The organism is Streptomyces sp. NPDC127038, from assembly GCF_042725875.1.
Taxonomy (GTDB): Bacteria; Actinomycetota; Actinomycetes; order Streptomycetales; family Streptomycetaceae; genus Streptomyces.
Genome location: NZ_JBHXDQ010000105.1, coordinates 1 through 22,354 on the forward strand (window position 1 = coordinate 1; position 22,354 = coordinate 22,354).

Genomic DNA, 22,354 nt, shown 5'->3' on the forward strand with positions numbered 1-22,354 from the left:
GGCCGGGGGGGCCGGTCCTGCCCCTCCATCTGGGTGGGGCGGGTGCGGGGCCGCCCGGGGGGCCCGGGGGTCGGGGGGGCCGCGGGGGGGTGCCCGCCCGTTCCGCGGTACTTCGGCCGTGTCCGCCCGTTCGGCGGGTACGGAGGCGGGCGAGGCCCGCCGCTCGCGCGACTAGGAGGTCTTGACCTTGATGTCACCGGCGATGATGGCCGCCTTGGCCTTCGCCACGGCGTCGGTCAGACCGGCGATCTGCGCCATCTGCGGGTTGCTGTCGGCGAGGCCGACACCGTTGACCTTGAGGTCGAAGGTCTGCGTGCCCGTCAGCGGCTTGCCGTCGTGGACCGAGCTGGCCATGCTGTAGACCGCTCCGCCGACGTCCTTGAGCGCGGAGGTCAGGATCTTGTCCTTGTACGCCGCGAGCGCGGCCTGCTTGTACTGGTCGGAGTCGACGCCGATCGCCCAGACGCCCGCCTTGGAGGCGGCCTCGATGACACCCTGGCCCGAGAGACCGGCCGCGGCGTAGAGGACGTCGGCCTTCTTCTCGATCTGGCCCTCGGCGGCGGCCTTGCCCTTGTCGGGGCTGGAGAAGCCACCCTCGGCCGCGGTCTGCGTCAGGTACTGCGAGAGGACCTTCACGCTGGGCTTGGTGTCGTGGACACCCTGCGTGTAGCCGGCCTCGAACTTGTGGATCAGCGGAACGTCCACACCGCCGATGAAGCCGACGACGTTGCTCTTGGTGGCCTTGGCGGCCGCGACACCGGCGAGGTAGGAGGACTCCTGCTCGGCGAAGACCAGGGACGCCACGTTCTTGCCCGGGACGACCGAGTCGACGATGCCGAAGCTGGTCTTCGGGAACTTCGCGGCGGCCTTCTCCAGCGCGGGGCCGTAGGCGAAGCCGATGCCGATGACCGGGTTGTAGCCCTGCCTGGCCAGCGACTCCAGACGCTGCTGCTTGTCCGCGTCGGTCTCGTTGTCGGTGGGCTCGACGTCGGCCGTCTGGTAGCCGAACTCCTTCTTCGCCTTCTGGAGGCCCTCGAACGCGGCGTCGTTGAAGGACTGGTCGCCCTTGCCGCCGACGTCGTACGCGATCGCGAGGCCCTTGGCGCCACCGCTCGAACTGCTGTTGCTGTTGCTGTTGCTGTCGCTGCTGGTGCCGCCGCAGGCGGTGGCGGCGAGTGCGAGCGACGCGACCCCCACCGCGACGCGGGTCAGGCTGGCTATCCGACGCATCTGAAGTTCCCCATTCTCCAAAGCCCCGCAGTGGGTGCTGAGTTCGGCGCACATTAACGCGCGTAGACCGTCCAGGGAACGGGATTCCGCCTGGCCGTTATCCATTCGTGCCGATGGCCGGTTACGTCCTTGTGAACCATGCGGCCGAAAGGCGTGATCGGGGATGCAGTGCCCATCACGGCCGTCGGGCGGCGATTCCGGGGAACGGGCCCGCCGTGACGGAGCGGATGGACCCTGCTCCACGGAGTGACAGTTGTCGAAGAACTGCCGACCACGCTACTGCGGGGGGTCGGGGGGCGCGACCGGAGTGCACCCGGCCGTGTCCAGGGGTTCCGGCGGCCCCCTGGGCGGGCGTCCGGGCCGTGTCCGCGAAGCCCCGCCCGCGCGCGGGACGAGCCCCGGCGCGGGCCGGGCGCCGCCGGGCGGACGGGACTTCGCGGACACGCCCTGGAGCCTGTCCGCCGATTCGCGGCGGACGGAGATCGGCGGACACGAGGTCGTCTCCGCACCCGTCTCGTCGTCCGGCCGGCGGACGAGACTGTGCGGAGACGGCCTAGGCGGTCGTGCCGTCCAGGAGGGCGGCGGCGGTGAACATCTCCACGCCGACCGTGATCGCGTGCTCGTCGGCGTCGAAGTCGCCCCGGTGCAGGTCGCGGGTGGTGCGGTCGCCGGGGCGCCGCACACCGAGCCGGGCCATGGCGCCGGGCACGTGCTCCAGGTACCAGGAGAAGTCCTCGCCGCCGAGGCTCTGCTCGGTGTCCTCCACGGAGTGCGCGCCGCGCCGGGCGACCATCGCCTCGCGGAGCAGCTCGGTGACGGCCGGGTCGTTGACGACGGGCGGGACGCCCCGGATGTAGTTGATCTCGGACTTGGCGCGGTAGAGGTTCGCGATCTCGTCGATGGCCGCGTGCACGAGGTCGGGCGCGGCCCGCCAGGCCTCCAGGTCCAGGCAGCGGATCGTCCCCGACAGCTCGGCGTGCTGCGGGATCACGTTGCAGGCGTGCCCCGACTCGATGCGCCCCCAGGTCACCGCGAGGCCGCTGCGGGCGTCGACCCGCCGGGCGACGAGCGCCGGGACGTCGGTGACGACCCGCGCGGCGGCGGTGACGAGGTCGGTGGTGAGGTGCGGGCGCGCGGTGTGGCCGCCGGCGCCGTCCAGCGCCACTTCCAGCCGGTCGCACGCCGAGGTGATGGCGCCGTGCCGCAGTCCGATGCGCCCCGCGTCGACCCTCGGGTCGCAGTGGACGCCGACGATCCGGCCCACTCCTTCGAGCACGCCGGACTCGATCGCGTCCGGGGCGCCGCCGGGCAGGACCTCCTCGGCGGGCTGGAAGATCAGCCGGACCCGCCGGGGCAGCAGGCCCTGGGCGTGCAGGTCGGCGAGCACGAGTCCGGCGCCGAGCACGACGGTCGTGTGGATGTCGTGACCGCAGGCGTGGGCGCGGTCGGGCACGGTCGAGCGGTACGCGCAGTCGCTCTTCGTGTCCGGGATGGGCAGCGCGTCGATGTCGGCACGCAGCGCCAGCACGGGGCGTACGTCGTCCGCGTCCCCGATGTCACAGATGAGGCCGGTCCCGATGGCGAGGACCCGGGGCTTCAGGCCCGCCTGCTCCAGGCGCGCCTTGATGGCCGCGGTGGTGCGGAACTCCTGGTTGCCGAGCTCCGGGTGCATGTGCAAGTCGCGACGGAACGCCACGAGTTCGGCGCGCAGTGCCTCGGGCAGCGCGCCCGGGAGCAGCGGCTCCCCGGGGAGATCGGCCTCGGACTCTCGGGACATCAGTTGGTTCACCCTTTGAAGGGTAGGACGATCGGGCGGCCAACTAACCCACGATCAACAAAAGTTCAGCCCGTTAGGGGAAGAAAATCTGGCCGCGTGGCGCATGGCCGGGTACGGGGATGGGTAAACTCGCCCGGCTCTCCGGGCGTTTGGATCTTGAACGGGCGCGGGTGACCGGCCGTGATCCGACTGGGCGGGTGGCGTCCGCCGCGTTGCACCGGGGAACGCCCGGCGGGCCCGGGCTCATTCCCCTTCGTGGTCTCCACGGTCTCACATCGGAGCGGTCGCTTCCCGGAACGGTCACCGGACCCGGCCACCCTGGTCACGTTCCGTGATGCGGAGGGCGCCGGTGCGGCGGGCGGGGCGGCTCAGCCGAAGCGGCCCGCCACGTAGTCCGCCGTGCGCCGGTCCCTGGGGGTGCCGAAGATGTCGGTGGTGGCGCCGTGCTCGACGATCCCGCCCGGGGTGCCCTGTTCGGCGAGGAAGAAGGCGCACCGCTGGGAGACGCGGGCCGCCTGCTGCATGTTGTGGGTGACGATGACGACGGTCACCTGGCCGGCGAGCTCGTGGATCGTCTCCTCGACACGGCGGGTCGAGGTCGGGTCGAGCGCCGAGCACGGTTCGTCCATCAGGAGCACCCGGGGCCGTACGGCGAGGGCGCGGGCGATGCAGAGCCGCTGCTGCTGGCCGCCGGAGAGCGCGCCGCCGGGCTGGCGCAGCCGGTCCCGGACCTCCTTCCACAGTCCGGCCCGGGTCAGGCTCTCCTCGACCAGCTCGTCCTTCTCCCGGCGGCCCGTGCGCGTGCCGGTCAGCCGCAGGCCCGCGACCACGTTGTCGTAGATCGACATGGCGGGGAACGGGTTGGGCTTCTGGAAGACCATGCCGATCCGGCGCCGGGCCTCGGTCAGGCGCCGCTCGGGGGCGTAGATGTCCTCGCCGTCGAAGAGCACCTCGCCGGCCATCCGGGCGGAGGGGATCAGCTCGTGCATCCGGTTGAGGGTGCGCAGGAAGGTCGACTTGCCGCAGCCGGAGGGTCCGATCAGGGCGGTGACCTGTCCGGCGGGCATGGTGAGGGAGACGCGCTCCAGCACCAGGTGGCTGCCGAACCAGGCCGACACCTCGCGCGCGTCGAGCTCGGCGGGGTCCGGGCCCGGGCGGTGCGGGAGGGTCCCGTCCGACGGGACGGACGGCAGGGCGAGGGTGTCGGCCGCGGTCCCCGGGTCGATGAGGGCGGTGGCGGCGGGCGCGTGGCCGGTCCCGGCCGGAGCGCTGTCGGTCGGGGCGGTCTCGGTCGCGGCACTGTCACGCGCGGCGGTCGCATCGGTCACGTCGGGCACCTCATGAGGGGGTCGGGGCGGATCGGGTCGGACGGGAGGTCACGTCAGGTTCGGGAGGAGTTCTGTCGCCCGGGTCGCGACCTGGAGGCCGAGGACCGTGACGAGGGGGGCGAACACGATCCAGGTCTGGTGGCGGCCCCAGCGGTGCCAGGCCCACACCGCGCCGACCGCCACGGCCACCAGCGCCTGGAGCCACATCACCAGCGGCCACGGCATGCCGCCGGGCCGGGCCAGCGGCTGCTCGGAGCCCGGGAGCGTGCCCGGGCGGATGACCGCGGCCGGGGTCTGCGCCGGCGCGGAGACCAGCTCGGCGTCGACCCGCAGCACCCCGCCGGGCATGAAGTCCGCTCCGGTGGCCGTGAGCAGGACCATGCGGCCCTTGCCCGGGTCGAGGGGGGCGGGCGCGGGGTCACCGGCGCGCCGGAGGCCGAAGACCCGGTACTTCGCCTTGCCCTGGCCGGTGGTCACGGTGAACGTGTCGCCGGTGGCGAGGTCGCCGAGGTGCCCGAACGGACCGCCGTAGGCGGCGGCGCGGCCCATGAGCACGCTGGTGCCGGCCTGCCCCGGCATCGGGGTGTCCCGGCGGTGGCCGGGGCCGTCGGTCATCACCCCGGAGTCGGTGCCCTCCAGGACCACCTGGTGGACGTGGAGCGCGGGGATGTCGACGATCGCGACCGGGGTCCCGGTGGCGAGCAGGGCGCCCTGCTGGTCGGTCTGGGCCACCGGGGCTGTGCCCAGGGCCAGTTGGGCGCGCAGGGAGTCGTACGCGGCGTGCTGGGCCGCTCGTTCCTGGAAGCCGCTGAGGAGGAGCAGCTGCGCGGTGAGCCCGAGCAGCAGGGCCGCGAGGGTGAGCAGACCGCCGCGGGCGAGATGCCGGACGGCGGTGACGCTGCGAACGCCCGGCCGCGGCAGGGGTGTTGCGAGCGTGGTCTGTACGGCGACCGTCACGGCGGCAGGTCTCCTTCACTCAACTCATCGAGCGGGTGGGGCGGTTCGGGGACCCGCCGGGGGCGTTCGTGGACGCCCCCGGCGAGGTGGTCGGGACGACCGTGGATCAGGTGGACTTGATCTTGAAGTTGGCGCCGTTCTTCGAGCTCACCGTGGTGGAGCCGACGTACCAGGCGTGCAGGGTGTGCGTGCCGCGGGACAGCTTCGGCAGCTTGACCGTGACCTTGCCGCCGCTCAGGGTGCCGGTGGCGATGACGCGCGAGCCCTCGTAGATGCGGACCGTGCCGGTCGGCGTGGTACCGGTCGCGGTGACCTTGGCGGTGACCTTGGCCTGCGAGAGGTGGCTGATCGAGGCGGGCGCCGTGGTGGCGACGGTCGCGGACGCCTTGGAGACGGTCAGCGAGGTGGTGCCGCCGGACGTCAGGAGCTTGCCGTTGCCGGCGTACGACACCGTGAGGGCGTGCGTGGCGACCTTCAGGTGGCTGGACAGGGTGACGGAGGCCTTGCCCGCGCCGTCCAGGGTGCCCGTGCCGAGGGTCGTGGTGCCCTCCTTCACGGTGACCGTGCCGCTGGGGACCACACCGTGCGTGTCGGCGACGGTGACGGCGATCTTCGGCGCCTTGCCGTACGCGGTGGTGACCGTGGTGGCCTTCGTGGTGGTCGTGTACTTGATGTCGCCGGTCCAGGAGGCGACGGCACCGGCACCGTTGAGGTTGGCGGCGGAGACCGTGGCCGTGTAGTGGCCGAGGGCCAGACCGCCGAAGGTGTACGAGGTGGTGGTGGCCGGGAGGTCCTTGACGGCGACGACGGCGCCGTCCGACCCGGTCAGCGTCACGCGGTAGTCGGTGACGGGCAGGCCGGTGGCGGCCGGAGCCGTCCAGTTCAGCTTGACGCTCGCGTCGCCGCGGGTGCCGCTGACGGCCGGCGCGGCCGGGGTCGAGGCGTCGACGCCGGACTCCTCCAGGCCGCCGAGCTTGGCGTGCTTGGCCAGGTTGACCGAGCCGTTGTAGGACTCGTTCACGAAGCCGAACTTGGCGATGACGCCCTCGGCGGCGTCGGAGGCGAGGGCCGCCTCGTGGGTGCCGCTGGTGACGAAGACGTCGTAGAGGTCCTTGTCGAAGAAGATGCTGGTCGGGTCGATCGCCCGGCTCGGGACGACGTTGTACACGTCGCGGCCGAAGGTGGCGTTCTCGTAGTAGGCGCCGACCGGGGCGAGCTTGCCGTTCACGGTGGCGACCGGGGTGGTGGCGCCGGTGTCGCCGGGCAGCTGCACGGCGGCCAGGTGGGCGCCGGCGGCGGCCGCGGTGGTGCTGAAGTCCGGGGAGATGCCGTTGTTCTGGGCGATCCAGCTGCCCACCGAGAACGGGACGAGCGCGCCGTCCGCGTCGAGGGCGCCGTCGGCCTGGTTCTCCTGGACGGTGGTGACGTTCGGGGAGAGCGTGGCGTCGGTGAGGCCGATGGCGCCGAGGAAGAACTTGCGGGTGCCGGAGCCGCTCTGCGGGATCTTCGGGTGCACGGTCTGGCCGTTCACCTCGGTCAGCGTGCCGGTGTAGATGTCGTGCAGCTGGTCGACGGTGAGCGTGTTCAGGGCCGAGCCGCGGACCGCGACGCCGACCGCGTCCCGCGCGAACGGGATGTAGGTGAAGGCGGTTCCGGAGGAGCTCGGGCCGCTGGAGGAGCGGGCGAAGTCGACCTGGCCCTTGATGGAGACGCCCGAGCTGTCGGGGAACTTGTCGCCGGTCAGCGCCATGCTCAGGGCGAGGCGGCCCTTGCCGGAGCCGTTGGGGCGCAGGTAGGACGGGCCGCCCGTGCGGGTCTGGATGTTCGAGGTGGTGGAGCCGGTGACGGGCTCGATCGCGTCGTAGGAGGCGATGCCGGCGCCGCTCGCCGACTGCACGGCGGTGGCCGTGTACGCGTTGCCGTTGACCGTGTCGCCGGCCAGGGCGTTGAGCACGTCCTGGGTGGTGTCCGAACCCACGCCGACCAGCTTGCGGAACGTGCCGGCGGGGGTGGGGTCGGCGGACGCCGGGCTCGCCAGAGCCAGCGTGCCGGACACCACGGCGGCGGCGACCATGGCCGCCGAAAGGCGCGTCGTGCGCATTGAGAGTCTCCAGAGGGTGTGCGAGATGACGTCGGGTGGATCTGGCAGGGTGGTACGGGCCGTCCGCCCCGACTGCCTTTCGGGGCGGGCGGCCGTCTGTGGGGAGCGGGGCCCGGCGGGCCCGCGCTCCGGGTGGATCAGTTCCTGCCGGAGGGCAGCCGCCTGCGCAGCCACTCGGGCAGGGTGAACGCGGGGACGGTCACCGCGCGGCCGCCGGGCAGCGGGACGCGCAGCGGGAACCGGAGCCTGCCGCCGCCGGCGAACGGCGCCCCGATACCGGCGAAGGCACCGAGCGCGGCGCCGACCGGGACCGCGTAGCGCAGCGAGTTGCCCGGATCGTCGGGCGTGGTGCCCAGCGCGGTGGTCTGGACGGCCTTGCCGCCGTCGTAGGACGGTGCGGCACTCGGCTTCGCGCTCGCGGTGGCACCGGGAGCGGCACTGCCGCCGCCGCTGCCCGCGCCCGTGGAGCCGCCGGTTCCGCCGTCGCCCGTGGAGCCGTCGCCGCCGCCCGAGCCGCCGCCGGAGCTGTCGGAGCCGCCGCCCGTGGAGCCGCCGCCCGACGATCCGCCGGTGGAACCCGAGCCGCCGGTGGGCGTCGGGCCGGGTCCCGTGTAGTGGACGAGGGCGTCGGCGGCCTTGGTCGCCTCGGTGCGCAGGGCGGTGGTGAGCGGGGCGTAGCCGGCCGGGAGCAGACCCGGGTCGGCGCCGCTGGTCTGTCCCTCGCCCGCGGCGTACCGCAGCAGGGCGGCGTAGTCCTTGCGGGCGGCCTTGTCGATCTGGCCCGGGCGGACGGCCGCGTAGACGAGCTGGGCGAGCGGGTAGGCGCCCTCGGCGGCCGCGGTGGCCGGGGTGATCTCGGGGGCCCCGGTGCCGGTGGCGCCGGCGGCCGCCGCGGTCAGGGAGCTCGCGGCGGGGCCGACGAACTTGCCCGCGGTGTTGCGCAGCCGGGCGGTCTGGAGTCCGTAGCGCGCGGCGGAGGCCGCGTCGGTGACAGTGATGACGAACCGGGAGCCGACCGTCTGGGGGCCGGGGCTCTTGAACGCCGGCGGGTTGGCGAGCGCGTCCCAGCTGGACTTCCAGAGGGTGTCGGCGCGCCGGGTGTGCAGGGCGCCGGAGTGCATGTCCTCGACGTAGGGGTGGAAGTCGGTCATGCACTGCTTGACGGTGGCGTCGGTGCCCGGCGGGATCGTGCACCAGGGGTCGCTCTTGGGGTAGTCGTCGGAGTGCGCGGGGTCGAAGGCGACACCGGTCCGGTTACGGGACGCGGTGGTGCTGTAGTACGGGTTGACCTGCGCGCCCCAGGGGTCGGTGTCACCGGCGAGGAAGGCCCGGGCGTCCTTGTCGGCGAGGATCCACTGCCACAGGGCGCGGGCGGAGTCGCTGTGTCCGAGCGAGGTGATGAGGTCGGTGTCCGTGGACGGCGTCTCGGCGACCGACAGATCGGCGAACTCGGGGTTGAGGGAGATGAACTCGGGATCGCTCGCCAGGCCCGCCGGGTTGTTCTTCGCCCAGTCGTAGCCGGTGGCCGCCGCGTCGCCGAGGACGGCTCCCCAGGGCGAGTTGCGGTACGACTCGGTGAGCAGCTTGGCGACCAGGCGCGCGGAGAGGTCGATGGACTCGACCTTGGTGCCGGCGAGTCTGCGGACGGAGTCGGGCGCGCCCGCCTTGGGTCTGCGTTCGACGGTGAAGCCGATGACGGTGCCGGAGAGCGCGACGGGCGCGTACACGGTCGGGTCGGAGGGTGCCGTGGTGCCGGCGTCGGCGCCGAGGGCGCGGGTGGTGAACGCGAGCCCGGAGGAACCGTCGTCGATGAGGCGGGCGCGGGTGTCGGGCTCGCCGAGTTCGGTGTAGCCGTAGACCGTGCCGGTCGGGCACAGGGCCGCCTGCCAGCTGGTCATGGCGTCGGCTGCGAGCTCGCTGCCGGTGGTGGCGCGCTCCTTCGCGCCGAGCGCGCAGTTGGTGCCGACGGAGTTGAAGCCGAGCGGGATCGCCACCCGGTTCTTCCAGTTGGTGGAGGAGACGGGGGATCCGGCGTTGACCTGGCTGTGGTCGGCGTACGGGTTCCCGTCCAGGTCGAGGTGGCCCTGCGGGACGATCACCAGCCAGCACGAGCGGGGCCTGGTCCCCCCGTCGACGGTGACCGGCACACCGCAGCCCAGGTGCGGGGCCTCGTTGGCGGTCTGGACCTCGAAGTACTCCTTGCCGGTGCCGTCGGCGCCGGTGCGGGCGAAGTCGACCTCGTTGGTGGTGTTGCGGTTGAAGAAGGCGTTGTTCTGGGTGCCCGAGGTGATGACCGTGCCGTCGACGGACTTGAAGGGCACCTCGCCCGGGGCGTTGGGGTTGGCGGCCCCGTAGCGGTTGTCCTGGCCGTAGTTGGTGGGGTCGGCGTTGTAGAAGACCCTGCGGGTGTCGTCGTAGTCGTTGCCGGGCCAGCTGCCGCGGTCGGTGGTCGGGGAGGCCCCGTACTGGCACTGGGTGCGCGAGGGGCCCGGGTTGGAGGGGACGGTGCCGTCGTCGTCGCCCCAGCACTGCATGATCTGCACGAAGTCCGTGTTGAACGCCGTGCCGGCGAAGGTCGTCGGGGTGCCGCCCGACCAGGAGACCGTGACGGCCTGGCTGGTCAGGTGGGCGGTCCGGTCGACGGTGAACCGCATGTCCTTGAACTCGCCGCGTCCGGAGACGGTGACGGCCGAGGAGCCTGCGGTGGCGGTGCCGGTCGCGGCGGCCGGGGCGGCCGCCTGGGCGACGCCGAGTCCGGCGAGGGCGCCTACGGCGGTGCCGGCGACCAGGCGCAGCAGCAGCCTCCGTACGCCCGCGACGCGCGGTCCCCCGGTGCGGGGTCCCGTGCCGTGCGGTCTCGTGCCGAGCTGTCTCGTGCCGAGCTGTCTCGTGCTGCGGGGGTTCATCGCCGCTGCCCCTCTCCGGCGTCCTTGCCCGCGCCGCGCCCGGTGATGACCCGGGAGACCAGGGAGGGCAGCAGGACCAGGCCGAGGACCAGGAAGGCCGCGATCAGCATCAGCGTCTGGGTGGTGGTCCAGCCCTGGCTGCCGGACACGGCGACCGGCTGGGCGAGCGCGATGGTGTCGGCCGCCGCTCCGCTGCCGCCGGTGGAGCCGCCGCTGCCGCCGGAGGTGCCGGTTCCGCCGCCGCCCGAGCCGGGCGAGAGCGTCTGGCCGGTGTCCGGGTCGACCACGGGTGCGGAGCCGCCGCCGGTGGAGCCGCCCGAGGCGCTGCCGCCGCCGCCCGAACTCCCGCCGCCGGTACCGCCGTCGGAGCCGCCGCTGGCGGTACCGCCCGAGGCGGAGCCGCCGCCGGTGCCGCCCGTGGAGCCCGAACCGCCCGAGCTGCCCCCGGCCTTGGCGCCACCGCTGCCGGTGGTGCAGGGCGGGGCGCCCTTCTTGTCGCAGGCGGCCGGGTAGGGGGCGGTCTCGGCGAGCTTGTTGTGCCCGTCGCTGGAGAAGGTCGGGTTGTTGCAGCCGCTGATGTTGATGCTCTGGGCCTGGACGCCCGGGATGCGGCGGATCTGGTCGAAGCCCGCCTTCACCAGGTTGATGGGCAGCGGCGAGTACCCGAGCGAGGGCGCCTGTTGCTGGCCCTGGCACATGAAGTAGTACGAGAACGCGCCGAGCGTCTTGCCCTTGGCCTTGGTGAAGGTGCCCTGCACCTTCAGCGGCAGGATCATGTACGAGTAGCTGGACAGCGGGTAGTTGCGCCTGTCGGAGTCGTTGTAGACGCCGTCGAGCTTCTGCGTGAGGTAGTCCGCGGAGTTCTTGTCGTTGTTGATCTGCGCCTTGAGCAGCGAGACGGCGACGTTCTGCGGGGTCGGCTCGGTGTAGTAGCCGGCGTGGTTGAGGACCTTGGCGACCGGATAGTGCGCGTTCAGGGCGTACGAGTAGTTGACGTACCCGATCGCGCCCTCGCCGTAGTTCTGGGCGACGTAGCCCGCGACGCCGAGGTCGCCGGACTGGGCGATCATGCCGGAGACGGTCGGGTAGTACGAGGTCTGCCCGCAGGCCCCGGAGCGGCCGACCCGGTTGCAGTAGGCCTGCCACAGCGACTTGTGCTGGTTGGCCATCCACATCGTGAACTGGGCCGTGGAGCCCGAGCCGTCGGAGCGTACGACGGGGACGATGGTGCGGTGCGGGAGCTGGATGCCCGGGTTGTCGGCCTTGATGACCGGGTCGTCCCAGGTCTTGACGGCCCCGGTGAAGATCTTGGTGACCACGTCGCCGGACAGCCGCAGGTTGGTGAGCCGCTTGCCGTTGACGGTCAGGTGGTACATGAAGACGGTGCCGCCGGCCACGATCGGCATGTAGGCGTAGCTGCCGGACGCGGGCCGCTCGGCGGCCGAGCCGTCCGTCGGGTGCGTCTGGAACGGGATGTCCGAGACGGCGAAGTCGACGGTGCCGCTGAGGAACTGACGGCGGCCGTCGGAGGATCCGGTGCCGGCGTAGCTGATCCGCATGCCGTACTGGTTGACGGCGCGCCGCCATTCGTCGACGGCGTTCTCGGCCCAGGTGGAACCGGCGCCGGATATCGGCGTGTAGCTCTCGGCCGCGGCGGGGGCCGCCAGCGGACCGGCCAGCAGCCCGGCGATCACGCCGAGCAGCGCGCCGAGCGTCCCGAGCGCCCGCAGGCGCCCGAGGGCGGTGTGGAGGTGGCTGCGCATCAGTCGGTCTCTCCGGTGGCGGGGGCGGACGGGGCGGTTGCCGCGGGGTGCGGTTCCCCGGGGTTCTCGAACAGGGACAGGCCGGGCGCGCGCAGGTCCTCGAAGCGCTGTACGTCGGCCCGCGAGGCGCGGGCGGTACGGCGGGCCTGGCGCTTGGTCTGGTGGCCGGGGCCGCGTCCGCCGATGACCCGGGCGATCACGAACAGCACCAGGACGAGGGCCATCAGGACGGCGGCGGCGCCGAAGCCGCGGGCGATCATCGTGGGCTCGGGCGACTTGACGAAGTTGAAGACCGCGAGCGGCAGCGAGACCATCGGCCCGCTGGTCGCGTCCGTGTTGAGCGCGGCCGTGAAGCCCGCGGTGAGCAGGACGGGCGAGGTCTCGCCGATCCCGCGGGCGGTGCCCAGGATGACGGCGGTGGCGAGGCCGGAGCGGGCGGTGGGCAGCACGACGTGCCACACCGTGCGCCAGCGCGGCGCGCCGAGCGCCTCCGCGGCCTCGGTGAGGTTGCCGGGCACCAGGCGCAGCACCACGTCGGAGGCGCGGATCACGATCGGCAGCATCATGACGCTGATGGCGAAGCCGGCCGCGAGGCCCGACTTCTGCATGCCGAGGCCGAGGATCCAGGTGGCGTACACCATCAGTCCGGCGACGATCGAGGGCAGCGCGGTCATCGCCTCGACGATCGTGCGGACGAACCGGGAGAACCGGCCCGGGATCTGGTTCAGGTAGACGGCGCAGGCGAGGCCCAGCGGCACGGTGATCGCGAGCGCGATGGTGATCATCGTGAGGGTGCCGAGCATCGCGTGGGCGATGCCGCCGTGGGTGAGCGGGTCGAGCGGACCCGCCGCCTGCATGTCCTGGGTGAAGAAGTTGGCGTGCGGCAGTGCCTCGCGGCCGCGCCAGCCGGTGAAGCCGACGACCATGACGAGGCCGGAGAACAGCAGCGTGGCCGCCGTCCACAGCACGACGGTCATGACCCGGTCCCGTACGGCCTGGCCGTCCTCGTCGAGCCCGGTCAGCACCGCGTAGACCGCGAGGAACACGAGGTACGCGGTGACGGCGAAGCCCAGCGCGCCCGAGAACGGGGCGAGTTGGCCGAACAGCAGGACGGTGACGCAGAGCGCGGACGCGGCGGCGCCGCACAGGGACAGCACCCCGTTGCGGGTGACCCCGCCGATGCGGCGCGGCCGCGGTGGCGGCGGGGCGTGCTCCACGGCCGTGTCGGCGGGAGCGGGCGCCGCGTCCCGTACGGCGGACGGGGACGTCTCTTGGACGACGGTCATCTCATGCCTCGCTCTGCGCGCCGGAACGGCTGCGGGCCACCACGGAGGAGGCGGTGAAGTTGACCGCCAGGGTGAGCAGGAACAACGCCAGGCCCGCGGCCATCAGCGCCGACATACCGAATTCGGAGGCGTCGCCGTAGTGCAGGGCGATCAGCGAGGACACCGAGTTGGAGCCGGTCTGGAGGATGTGCGGCTGGATCACGAAGACCGGCGAGATGATCAGGTAGACGGCGATGGTCTCGCCGAGCGCGCGGCCGAGCCCGAGCATGGTGCCGCCGATGATCCCGCCCTTGCCGTACGGCAGGACGACCGAGCGGATCATGCCCCAGCGGGTGGCGCCGAGCGCGTAGGCGCCCTCGCGTTCGCCGGCGGGGGCCTGGGAGAAGACCTCGCGCATCACCGAGCACTGGATCGGGGCGACCATCAGCGCGACGACGATTCCGGCGACGAAGGTGGACGCGGTGAACACGCTCTCGGAGGCGAGGGGTTCGCCCGGCTGGGTGCCGTCCACGGTGAACAGGGGGATCCATCCGAACCATTCGGAGAGCCAGCGCGACAGGCCGATCACGTGCTGCTGGAGGAAGAAGAGCCCCCACAGTCCGTAGACCACCGAGGGGACGGCCGCCATCAGGTCGACCATGGTCACCAGGGTGCGGCGCAGCCGGCGCGGGGCGACGTCCGAGATGAACAGGGCGGTCCCGACGGCCAGCGGTACGGAGATCGACACCGCGACGCAGGCGATCAGGACGGTGCCGGTGAGGACGGCCGCGATGCCGAAGTTGTGGACGTCCGGCTGCCACGCGGCGGTGGTGAGGAAGGAGAAGCCCCGGGCGCGCAGCGCCTGGCCGGCCCGCAGGAGGAGGAAGAGTCCGACCCCCGCCATGACGGCGAGGACGGCGACGCCGGTGGCGGTGAGCTGGAAGCGGAAGACCCGGTCGCCGAGACCGCGGGCGGCGTCGAGCCGCCGGGGGGCGAGATCACGGGCCTCTCGCGGACCGGGAACGACGGTCCCGGTCCCGAGGGTGTCGGTCCCGGGGGTCTTGGTCCCGGGGATCCCGATCGCGGAGGTCCTGGGCTCGGGGGTCCCGATCCCGGGGGTCCCGGTCCCGAGGGTCTTGGACTCGGGGGTCCTGAGCTCGGGGGTCCCGGTACCGGGGCCGACGGAAGCCGGTCTCCCGGCCTCGGGTCTCCCGGTCTCCCGGTCTCCGGCCTCGGGTCTCCCGGCCTCCCGGTCTCCGGCCTCGGGTCTCCCGGCCTCCGGTGTCTCCGGACCCCCCGCCCGCGCACCCGATGTCCCCGAGCCCGGTCTCTCCGTCCCCGGTCTCTCCGACTCCGGTCTGCCGGACCCCTCTGACACGGACGCCACGCGCTGCCCCCCACATCCGGAAACGGAACCTCGCGCGACCGACGGCCGGTACCGCGCGCTGCGATTCAATGGCCGGATCGTGTCGCCCCAACGCGCGTGTTGTGGAGGACCGGTGAACACCACGCGACCGTTCGGTGCTTTCGTCGTGGAGGGTGGGCGGAGCGCGGTCCCGATGATCCGCGTGGATCGCGGTATGGACCGACGGAAGAGCCCGGCGCGGTACGCCGGGCTCCGAACGTCTGAAGTTGCCTGTGGCCTGAACTAGATGGCGGACACCGCCGACAGCCGGTGGACGTCCCGGGCGGTGCCCGTGACGCCGGACAGGAAGCCCTGGGCCCTCGGCGAGGCGTTCTCCGTCAGCCAGGCGGGATCGATGTCGCAGACCGCGACACGCACCTCGGTGCCGGCCAGGGCCAGCGGCAGCGTGTGCACGACGGTCGAGGGGAAGCTCAGGATGGTGCGGCCGATCGGGCCGCGCCGGGCGATCAGTTCGAGCGGCAGGTCGGGACGGACGATCTCCAGGCCCGTCTCGGCGGCCAGCCGGTGCAGCTTCTCGACGCTCTCGCGGCGGTGCGCGAAGTAGCGGGTCGCGCCGTGCGCCCTGGCGAGCGCGCGGACCGCGTCCAGATAGCGGTCGGGGTCGACCACGCCGGTCTCGACGAGCGAGGTGCCGACCATGTCCGCGCTCCGGGTGATGCGCGGCGGGCCGAACCGGTCCCGGGTCCAGGAGAAGTCGTTGGCGGTGATCGTGACGCCGTCCGGCGCCGATTCGATCGGCATCGAGGAGAAGACCTCGACGCTGCGGCGGTCACTGGGCGTCAGCCGGCGGCGGGCCGAGGCGGACACGGGGGCGAAGAGCACGTCCCGGGCGCCGGGGCGGCCACCGCGCCGGTGCCAGCGCACCAGGCGTTCACCGCGGGCGAGCTGGGCGACGAACTCCATCGTCGCCGTGCCGTCGTCGACCACGACCAGGTCGCGCGCCTTGGTGATGGTCAGCAGCAGCTGCACATAGCGGGAGAACGGGTCGCCCATGACGATCCGCCGGGCCCTGCGCAGCAGCGGGGCCAGTCCCCCGATGGTGTGGAAGGGGGCCGTGGTGCCGCCGCGCGCCTCCTCCCAGCGCACCGAGTGACCCTCGTCGCGGGCCAGTTCCGCCATCCGGCGGAGCTGGCCGCGGGTCATCGGGTCGTTCGGGGACAGGACGACGAGGGTGAGCCCCGCGCCGGGCGCCGCGCCGTCGTGGGCGTGTATGTGCGCCCACTCCAGCACGTTCAGGAGCTGTACCGGGCTCTCGACGAAGGCGAGAGTGGTGGAGCCGGCCGAACCGGCGCGGGGTCTCATCGACGTACGACCGTCCCGTCGTAAGGAATTCAGGGTGTTCAGACCGAGACGGGCTCGCCGGCGGCCGCGGCGATCTCCGCCTCGGCGACGACGCCCGTGACGCGGCGCAGCTTCTTCATCGGGCCGAGCTCGGAGTCGTAGACCTTCTTGACACCGTCGCCGAGGGAGGCCTCGATGGTGCGGATGTCGCGGACGAGGCGGGTCAGGCCCTGCGGCTCGACGGAGGCGGCCTGGTCGGAGCCCCACATCGCGCGGTCGAGGGTGATGTGGCGCTCGACGAAGGTGGCGCCGAGGGCGACCGCGGCGAGGGTGGTCTGCAGGCCCGTCTCGTGGCCGGAGTAGCCGATCGGAACGTTCGGGTACTCCGCCTGGAGGGTGTTGATGACCCGGAGGTTGAGCTCCTCGGCCTGCGCCGGGTAGGTCGAGGTGGCGTGGCACATCAGGATGTTGTCGCTGCCGAGGACCTCGACCGCGTGGCGGATCTGCTTCGGCGTCGACATGCCGGTGGAGAGGATGACCGTGCGGCCGGTGGAGCGCAGGGCGCGCAGCAGCTCGTCGTCGGTCAGCGAGGCGGAGGCCACCTTGTGGGCCGGTACGTCGAACTTCTCCAGGAAGGCGACGGCCTCGGTGTCCCACGGGGAGGCGAACCAGTCGATGTTCCTGCTCTTGGCGTACTCGTCGATCTGGCGGTACTCGTCCTCGCCGAACTCCACGCGGTGGCGGTAGTCGATGTAGGTCATGCGGCCCCAGGGGGTGTCGCGCTCGATGTCCCACTGGTCGCGGGGGGTGCAGATCTCCGGGGTGCGCTTCTGGAACTTGACGGCGTCGCAGCCGGCCTCGGCGGCGGCGTCGATCAGCTTGAAGGCGTTCTCGAGCTCGCCGTTGTGGTTGATGCCGATCTCGCCGACGACGTAGACGGGGTGGCCGGGGCCGGCGGTCTTCGAACCGAACTGGCGCAGACGGGAGTTGGTGCTCATGGTGGAGAAGTTCCTTACTTGTCGAGGGAGTCGAGAGAAGGGCCGAGGATCCAGCTGGCGATCTCTCGGATCGCGCCGTCGCCACCGGGGACGGTGGTGACCGCGCGTGCGGCGCCGCGCACGACGTCGTGGGCGCTCGCGACCGCCACCGGCCAGCCCACGAGGGCGAAGCACGGGAGGTCGTTGACGTCGTTGCCGACGTAGAGCACGCGCTCAGGCGCGATGCCCTGCTCCTCGCACCACTGCTTCAGTGCGAGGTCTTTCCGGTCGATGCCGTGCAGGACCGGGAGCTTGAGCTTCCGGGCCCGGGCGGCGACGACCGGGTTCTGTTCCGAGGAGAGGATCAGCATCGTCAGTCCGCTCTTGCGGAGGGCGGCGATACCGAGGCCGTCCCCGCGGTGCACGGAGACGAACTCCCTTCCCTCGGAGTCGATCAGCACCCTGTCGTCGGTCTGGGTGCCGTCGAAGTCGAGGACGACCGCGTCGATGTCGTCGGCGGTCGGAAGGGCGCCGGGCCGGTTCGCGTCGAAGAGCGTCGCGAGGGCCCGGGCGCGGGCGAGGTCGTGCGGGTCGTCGATCTCCAGCACGCGGGCCGGGTCGGTGCGCACGAGTTCGGTGCGGCCGAAGAAGCGGTGCCTGGCCTCGCGGAAGCCGGCGGCCTCCATGGCGTAGACGGCTCCGGTCTCCAGCAGGTCCTGGGGGCGGTCCTGGCGGCGCGGGCGGAAGGACTTGTCGTGGTTGACGCCGTAGCCGCCGCTGGTGGCGGTGTCGGCGACCAGGACGTCGGCTCCGCCGTCGAGGGCCGCGCGGCCGGTCTCGGCGGCCACCGCGGCGGCGGGCTCGTCGTCGCCGTCGCGCCACACGAAGCCGTGGAAGGGGGCCACGGTCAGCGCCGTGTCCGCGCCGTTCGCGACGATCGCCTCGACGACGCCGTCCACGTCCTCGCGGATGATGAACGGGCTGGTGCACTGCACGAGCAGCACCACGTCGACCGGGGAGCCGTGCAGCGCCTCGTGGGTGTCCATGGCGTGCAGGACGGCGGCCTCGGAGGTGGCGGTGTCGCCGGCGATGGCGGCGGGGCGCAGCACGACCTCGGCGCCGGCCTGGCGGGCGGCCGCCGCGATGGCCTGGTCGTCGGTGGAGACGACGACGTCGGTCACGAGACGGGCGGCGCGGCACTCGCGCACCGCGCGGGCCACCAGCGGCACTCCGCCGACCGGCAGGAGGTTCTTGGCGGGCACGCCCTTGGAGCCGCCGCGCGCGGGGATCACCGCGAGTACGCGGCGCACCGGCGCGGTTCGGCCCGCTTCCGAGTTGGTCATGCGCTGTTCTCCTTGACGAGGGAGGCGAGGAAGGCTTGGGGGCGGGGGGCGGCGGGGCCGCTCGTCGCCGGGGCGCTCACAGTTCGCCCATCCGCCGGATCACCGGTGCCACGCGCTGGACGCCGTGGCGGTAGGCGCCGCGGGCGGCCTTGCGCACGAACTGCCGTACGGGGCTGGGTTCCCGGTCCGCCGCCGGGGCCCCGGGCAGCGGGCTGCCGTCGGGTCCGAGGTGGTGGCGGGCGAGGATGCCGGGCAGGTATCCGGGCGCGGTGACGGGGGTGTAGTAGGGGGCGAGGGGCGGCAGTTCACCGGAGGCGAGCAGTGCGGTGATGCGCTGCCTGGCGGCGTCGAAGGCGGTCTCGTACGCGCCTCCCTCGGCCGCGACGCCCTGCCGGGCCACCCACGCGGGGTCGGGCTCCGGCCGGTGTCCGGCGTCGAGCTGGTCCCAGGAGGCGAGGCAGCCGGATCCCACGAAGTGGTGGTTGCCGAGCGCTTCGCGCACCCCGAGGTCGCTGAGGACGACGGTGGGGATACGGCGGTGCAGGGACTCCAGGGCGGCCGTTGAGCTGATGGTGACGAGCAGGTCGGTGCGGTCCAGGACCTCGCCCATGTGCCCGTACACCAGGTGGAAGTTGGCCGGCGGGTCCGCCTTCTGCACCAGCTTCTGGTACGGCAGCTCCTCGATGTGGGTGGTGTGCTCGCCCGGCTTGGAGCGCAGCTTGAGCAGGACCTCGCGGTCCGGGTGCAGCCGCGCGTGGCCGATGAGCCGGTCCAGCAGGTACGTACGGTCCCTGCGGTTCTCCGGTACGGAGGGCTGGGCGGCGAAGACGACCGTGTGGGGCCGGCTCCCCCGCTCCGCGGCCGGGTCGTGCCCGGTGTAGGCGGCCCCGCCGAGGAAGGGCAGCGCGACCTCGGTCACCGATCCGGCGTCCGCGCCGACCCCTTCGTACACGGCCCGGAAACGGTCCGCGTCCTGGCGGGAGTTGGCGAGGACGAGGTCCGCGCCGTGCCGCAGGAGCAGTCCGTCGGCGAGCTTCTCGTAGACGACGCCGACATAGCCGGTGACGACCAGGGGCCGCTTCGCCCGTCCGTCCCAGGCACGGGCCAGACCGTGCAGGACCGCCTGGACGGCACCCCCGACGAGGGCGAGGACGACCACGTCGTAGGCGCTGTCCTCCCGGCCCATCTCGCGCAGGAACTCGACGGCGGTGACCTCGCGGAGGGAGTCCGCGCGGACGCCGACCTCTTCGAGCTGACGGGGGGTCGGGGTGGCTCGGCCGCGCAGGAGGAATCCGTCGAGGCGGATGTCCGATTCGACCGGGGAAATGCGATTCGCGGTGAGCGAACCCCATTTCCACCTGGTGTCGGAATCCGCGAGAACGGCGACCCGCAGCGACTTCTTGGTACTTGCTGGCACGTCCTAGACGCTAGGAAGCCATTTCGAGGAGCGGCCCAACCCGAATACAACAAACGGTTAACAGCGTGTCGACGAATGGGGAATCAGCCCAGGATCGGCTGAGAAAACGGCGTGGTTCACGGTACCGCCACGCGTCGTTCACCTTGCATCCCACCAACGGTAAAGACGAATGCCGGGCTGCCCCCTAACGTCACAGGCGTGGTCAAGCTCTCCGTCATCGTGCCGTTCTACAACGTGCAGCAATATGCGCCCGACACCCTGAAGAGCCTGCGTGCGAACGCACGGCAGGATTTCGAATTCATTCTCGTCGACGACTGCTCGCGCGACGAGACACCGGACATCCTCGCGCGCGCGGAGCGCGAGCTCCCGGGTGCGGTGTATGTCAGACACGAGAAGAACGGAGGACTGGCCACCGCCCGCAACACCGGGATCGACGCAGCGCGTGGCGAGTACCTCACGTTCCTCGACGGGGACGACTGGCTCGCCCCCGGATACTACGAACAACTCGTCTCCTCCATCGAGGACCTGGGCTGCGACTTCGTCCGCACGGACCATGTCCAGTGCACCGCGCGCGCCCGGACCATCCACCGCGTCCCGCACGGGAGGCGCGGAGTCGTCCTCAGTCCCCGCGACGCCATCCTTCCCTCCGACCGTTCCACCTCCGTCGACTACGCGTACGCCTGGGCGGGCATCTACCACCGCCGACTGGTCGACCGGGGGCTGCTCCACTTCACCGACGGGCTGCGCACGGCCGAGGACCGGCCGTGGATCTGGAAACTGCACCGGGAGGCGGAATCCTTCGCCACGGTGGGTCTGCTCGGCGTGTACTACCGGCGCGGTGTCGCCTCCTCGCTCACCCAGATCGGGGACGTGCGCCAGCTCGATTTCATCCGCGCGTTCGACCAGGTCGTGGCGGAAACCGCCGAGGACCGGGACGCGGAAAAACTCCTTCCCAAAGCCGTGCGTACATATTGCGCGATTATTTCCCATCACCTGGGATCCATCGAAAGGTTCGAGCCGGCAGTGGCACGGAAACTGAAGTCCATGAGTGCCGTCGCACTGCGCCGCATGCCCCAGGGCGTGCTCGACGAGGCCCTCGACTCGATGGACATCCAGCGCGCCACCCGGCTGCGCCGGCTGCGCCGACGTCCCGCGCCCGCCGCGGGGGTGGCCGCGTGACCACCCAGATCTTCATGGCGTCCACGCTGTACGGGACGGCCACGCTCGCCGCGGCCCTCGACACCGACAGCTTCGGGCCCGCCGACCGGCGCATCCTGCTCGTCTCCAACAACGCGGCGACGCCCGAGACGACGCCCGGCGTGGACGGGATGCCCGGCTTCGAGCGGCTGCGCGGCCGCTTCGACGACGTCATCTCGTGGAACGAGACCATCTCCCCCTTCCACCCGGGCGGCTGGGCCCCGCGCCCGGACGACGTCCCGCTGTGGGAGCGGCATCTGCGGCTCGCCTGGAACCTCGGCGACGACGACGTCGAACTGGCCGTGGAGTCGATCCAGGTCAACCCGGCGCTCGGCGTCTCCCAGATCTTCATGGGCGCGCCCGTCACCGTGTACGCCGACGGCCTGATGAGCTACGGCCCCACCCGCAACAAGATCGACCCGCTGGTCGGCACGCGGGTGACCCGGCTGCTCCATCTGGACCTGGTCCCCGGTCTGAAGCCGCTGCTGCTCACCGAGTTCGACGTGGAGCCGGAGATCGTGTCCACGGACGCGTTCGTGAAGGTGCTCGCGGAGCTCGTCGACACCGGCGGCGAACTGCCCTCGGTGGAGGAGCCCGCGCTGCTGCTCGGCCAGTACCTCTCGGCGCTGGAGATCCTCACCGCCGAGGAGGAGGAGCAGCTGCACGTACGGATGCTGAAGGGCGCCCTCGCGCTCGGGCACACCCGGGTGGTGTTCAAGCCGCACCCCTCGGCCCCGGCCCGCTGGTCGCGGATGCTGGAGAGGGAGGCCGAGAAGCTCGGCGCGGACCTCACCGTGCTCGACACCCCGGTCCTGGCCGAGGTGCTCTACCAGCGGATGCGTCCCGCGCTGGTCGTCGGCTGCTTCTCCACGGCCCTGTTCACGGCGTCCGCGCTCTACGGCCTGCCGGTCGCCCGGGTCGGCACCGGCCCGCTGCTCGACCGGCTCACCCCGTACGAGAACAGCAACCGGGTCCCGGTGACCATCGTAGACGCGCTGGTGCCCGACCTGGCGGACGCTCAGGCGGTCACCGCGCAGCGCCCCGGCATGGACGTGGCTGACCTGACGCGACTCCTGAGAGCCGTCGGCTACGCGATGCAGCCGAAGATCTGCCCGGAGCTGCGCCCCGCGGCCGAGAGCTATCTGACGAACCAGCTGACCCAGCAGACCTGGCGCTACTTCAAGCGCAAGCGTCTGACCTCGCTGGCCCTGCCCGGGGCGGTCCCGGCCCAGCTCGCCTTCATCCCGCGCAACGCGACCGTGCGCCGGGTCGCCCGCAGGGCGCGCTCGCTGAAGCGGGCGGTGGGCCGCTGAGGGGCGCTCACCGCGCGGAACACCAGGGAGCGGGGGCGGGGGGCACCCCCCGCCCCCCCCCCCAGGGGTCGCC

The 22,354-nt window shown here is 72.3% G+C and carries 15 protein-coding genes; 2 read left to right on the top strand and 13 right to left on the bottom strand.

The window, feature by feature from the left end; translation table 11 throughout:
- Nucleotides 1-171: 171 nt before the first annotated feature.
- The 13 genes from ACFWI4_RS39465 to ACFWI4_RS39525 all read right to left on the bottom strand — a co-directional run bounded on the left by ACFWI4_RS39465 (nucleotide 172) and on the right by ACFWI4_RS39525 (nucleotide 19,771).
- A complete protein-coding gene (locus ACFWI4_RS39465; RefSeq protein ID WP_387206299.1) occupies nucleotides 172-1,230 on the bottom strand; it encodes a BMP family protein in 1,059 nt (352 codons plus the stop codon).
- Nucleotides 1,231-1,783: 553 nt separating this feature from the next.
- Nucleotides 1,784-3,007: a M20 family metallopeptidase gene (locus ACFWI4_RS39470; RefSeq protein ID WP_387206319.1), complete on the bottom strand. Its 1,224-nt coding sequence runs from the start codon at nucleotides 3,005-3,007 to the stop codon at nucleotides 1,784-1,786.
- Nucleotides 3,008-3,375: 368 nt separating this feature from the next.
- On the bottom strand, nucleotides 3,376-4,200 hold the full coding sequence (gene pstB, locus ACFWI4_RS39475; protein WP_387206321.1) for a phosphate ABC transporter ATP-binding protein PstB: 825 nt from the start codon (nucleotides 4,198-4,200) through the stop codon (nucleotides 3,376-3,378).
- 183 nt (nucleotides 4,201-4,383) lie between these two features.
- The gene (locus tag ACFWI4_RS39480; RefSeq protein ID WP_387206301.1) at nucleotides 4,384-5,292 is read right to left on the bottom strand and encodes a sortase; all 909 of its coding nucleotides are present in this window, start codon (nucleotides 5,290-5,292) and stop codon (nucleotides 4,384-4,386) included.
- A gap of 106 nt (nucleotides 5,293-5,398) precedes the next feature.
- Complete coding sequence (locus ACFWI4_RS39485; protein WP_387206303.1) at nucleotides 5,399-7,393, bottom strand: Ig-like domain repeat protein; 1,995 nt, start codon at nucleotides 7,391-7,393, stop codon at nucleotides 5,399-5,401.
- A gap of 137 nt (nucleotides 7,394-7,530) precedes the next feature.
- On the bottom strand, nucleotides 7,531-10,299 hold the full coding sequence (locus ACFWI4_RS39490) for a hypothetical protein (protein ID WP_387206305.1): 2,769 nt from the start codon (nucleotides 10,297-10,299) through the stop codon (nucleotides 7,531-7,533).
- Nucleotides 10,296-12,062 carry a substrate-binding domain-containing protein gene (locus ACFWI4_RS39495; protein ID WP_387206307.1) on the bottom strand — a complete coding sequence of 589 codons (1,767 nt, stop codon included), beginning with the start codon at nucleotides 12,060-12,062 and terminating at the stop codon, nucleotides 10,296-10,298. The genes ACFWI4_RS39490 and ACFWI4_RS39495 overlap by 4 nt, the downstream gene beginning before the upstream one ends.
- Nucleotides 12,062-13,348 (bottom strand): phosphate ABC transporter permease PstA, encoded by a 1,287-nt coding sequence (gene pstA, locus ACFWI4_RS39500; RefSeq protein ID WP_387206309.1) that lies wholly within the window; start codon nucleotides 13,346-13,348, stop codon nucleotides 12,062-12,064. The genes ACFWI4_RS39495 and pstA overlap by 1 nt, the downstream gene beginning before the upstream one ends.
- Nucleotide 13,349: 1 nt before the next feature.
- Nucleotides 13,350-14,714, bottom strand: coding sequence for a phosphate ABC transporter permease subunit PstC (gene pstC / locus ACFWI4_RS39505; protein ID WP_387206311.1), 1,365 nt, complete (start codon nucleotides 14,712-14,714; stop codon nucleotides 13,350-13,352).
- 261 nt (nucleotides 14,715-14,975) lie between these two features.
- Entirely contained in the window at nucleotides 14,976-16,055 is a 1,080-nt protein-coding gene (locus tag ACFWI4_RS39510; protein WP_387206313.1) for a hypothetical protein, read from the bottom strand.
- A gap of 38 nt (nucleotides 16,056-16,093) precedes the next feature.
- Nucleotides 16,094-17,032, bottom strand: a complete 939-nt coding sequence (locus ACFWI4_RS39515; protein WP_387206314.1) for an N-acetylneuraminate synthase family protein — start codon at nucleotides 17,030-17,032, stop codon at nucleotides 16,094-16,096.
- A 14-nt stretch (nucleotides 17,033-17,046) separates the two neighbouring features.
- Entirely contained in the window at nucleotides 17,047-18,354 is a 1,308-nt protein-coding gene (locus tag ACFWI4_RS39520; RefSeq protein ID WP_385402051.1) for a cytidylyltransferase domain-containing protein, read from the bottom strand.
- A gap of 76 nt (nucleotides 18,355-18,430) precedes the next feature.
- Entirely contained in the window at nucleotides 18,431-19,771 is a 1,341-nt protein-coding gene (locus tag ACFWI4_RS39525; protein WP_387206316.1) for a DUF6716 putative glycosyltransferase, read from the bottom strand.
- A 198-nt stretch (nucleotides 19,772-19,969) separates the two neighbouring features.
- Between ACFWI4_RS39525 and ACFWI4_RS39530 the strand changes: the two genes are divergently transcribed.
- On the top strand, nucleotides 19,970-20,950 hold the full coding sequence (locus tag ACFWI4_RS39530) for a glycosyltransferase family 2 protein (protein ID WP_385402045.1): 981 nt from the start codon (nucleotides 19,970-19,972) through the stop codon (nucleotides 20,948-20,950).
- Nucleotides 20,947-22,281: an alpha-2,8-polysialyltransferase family protein gene (locus tag ACFWI4_RS39535; protein ID WP_385402042.1), complete on the top strand. Its 1,335-nt coding sequence runs from the start codon at nucleotides 20,947-20,949 to the stop codon at nucleotides 22,279-22,281. The genes ACFWI4_RS39530 and ACFWI4_RS39535 overlap by 4 nt, the downstream gene beginning before the upstream one ends.
- Nucleotides 22,282-22,354: the final 73 nt, after the last annotated feature.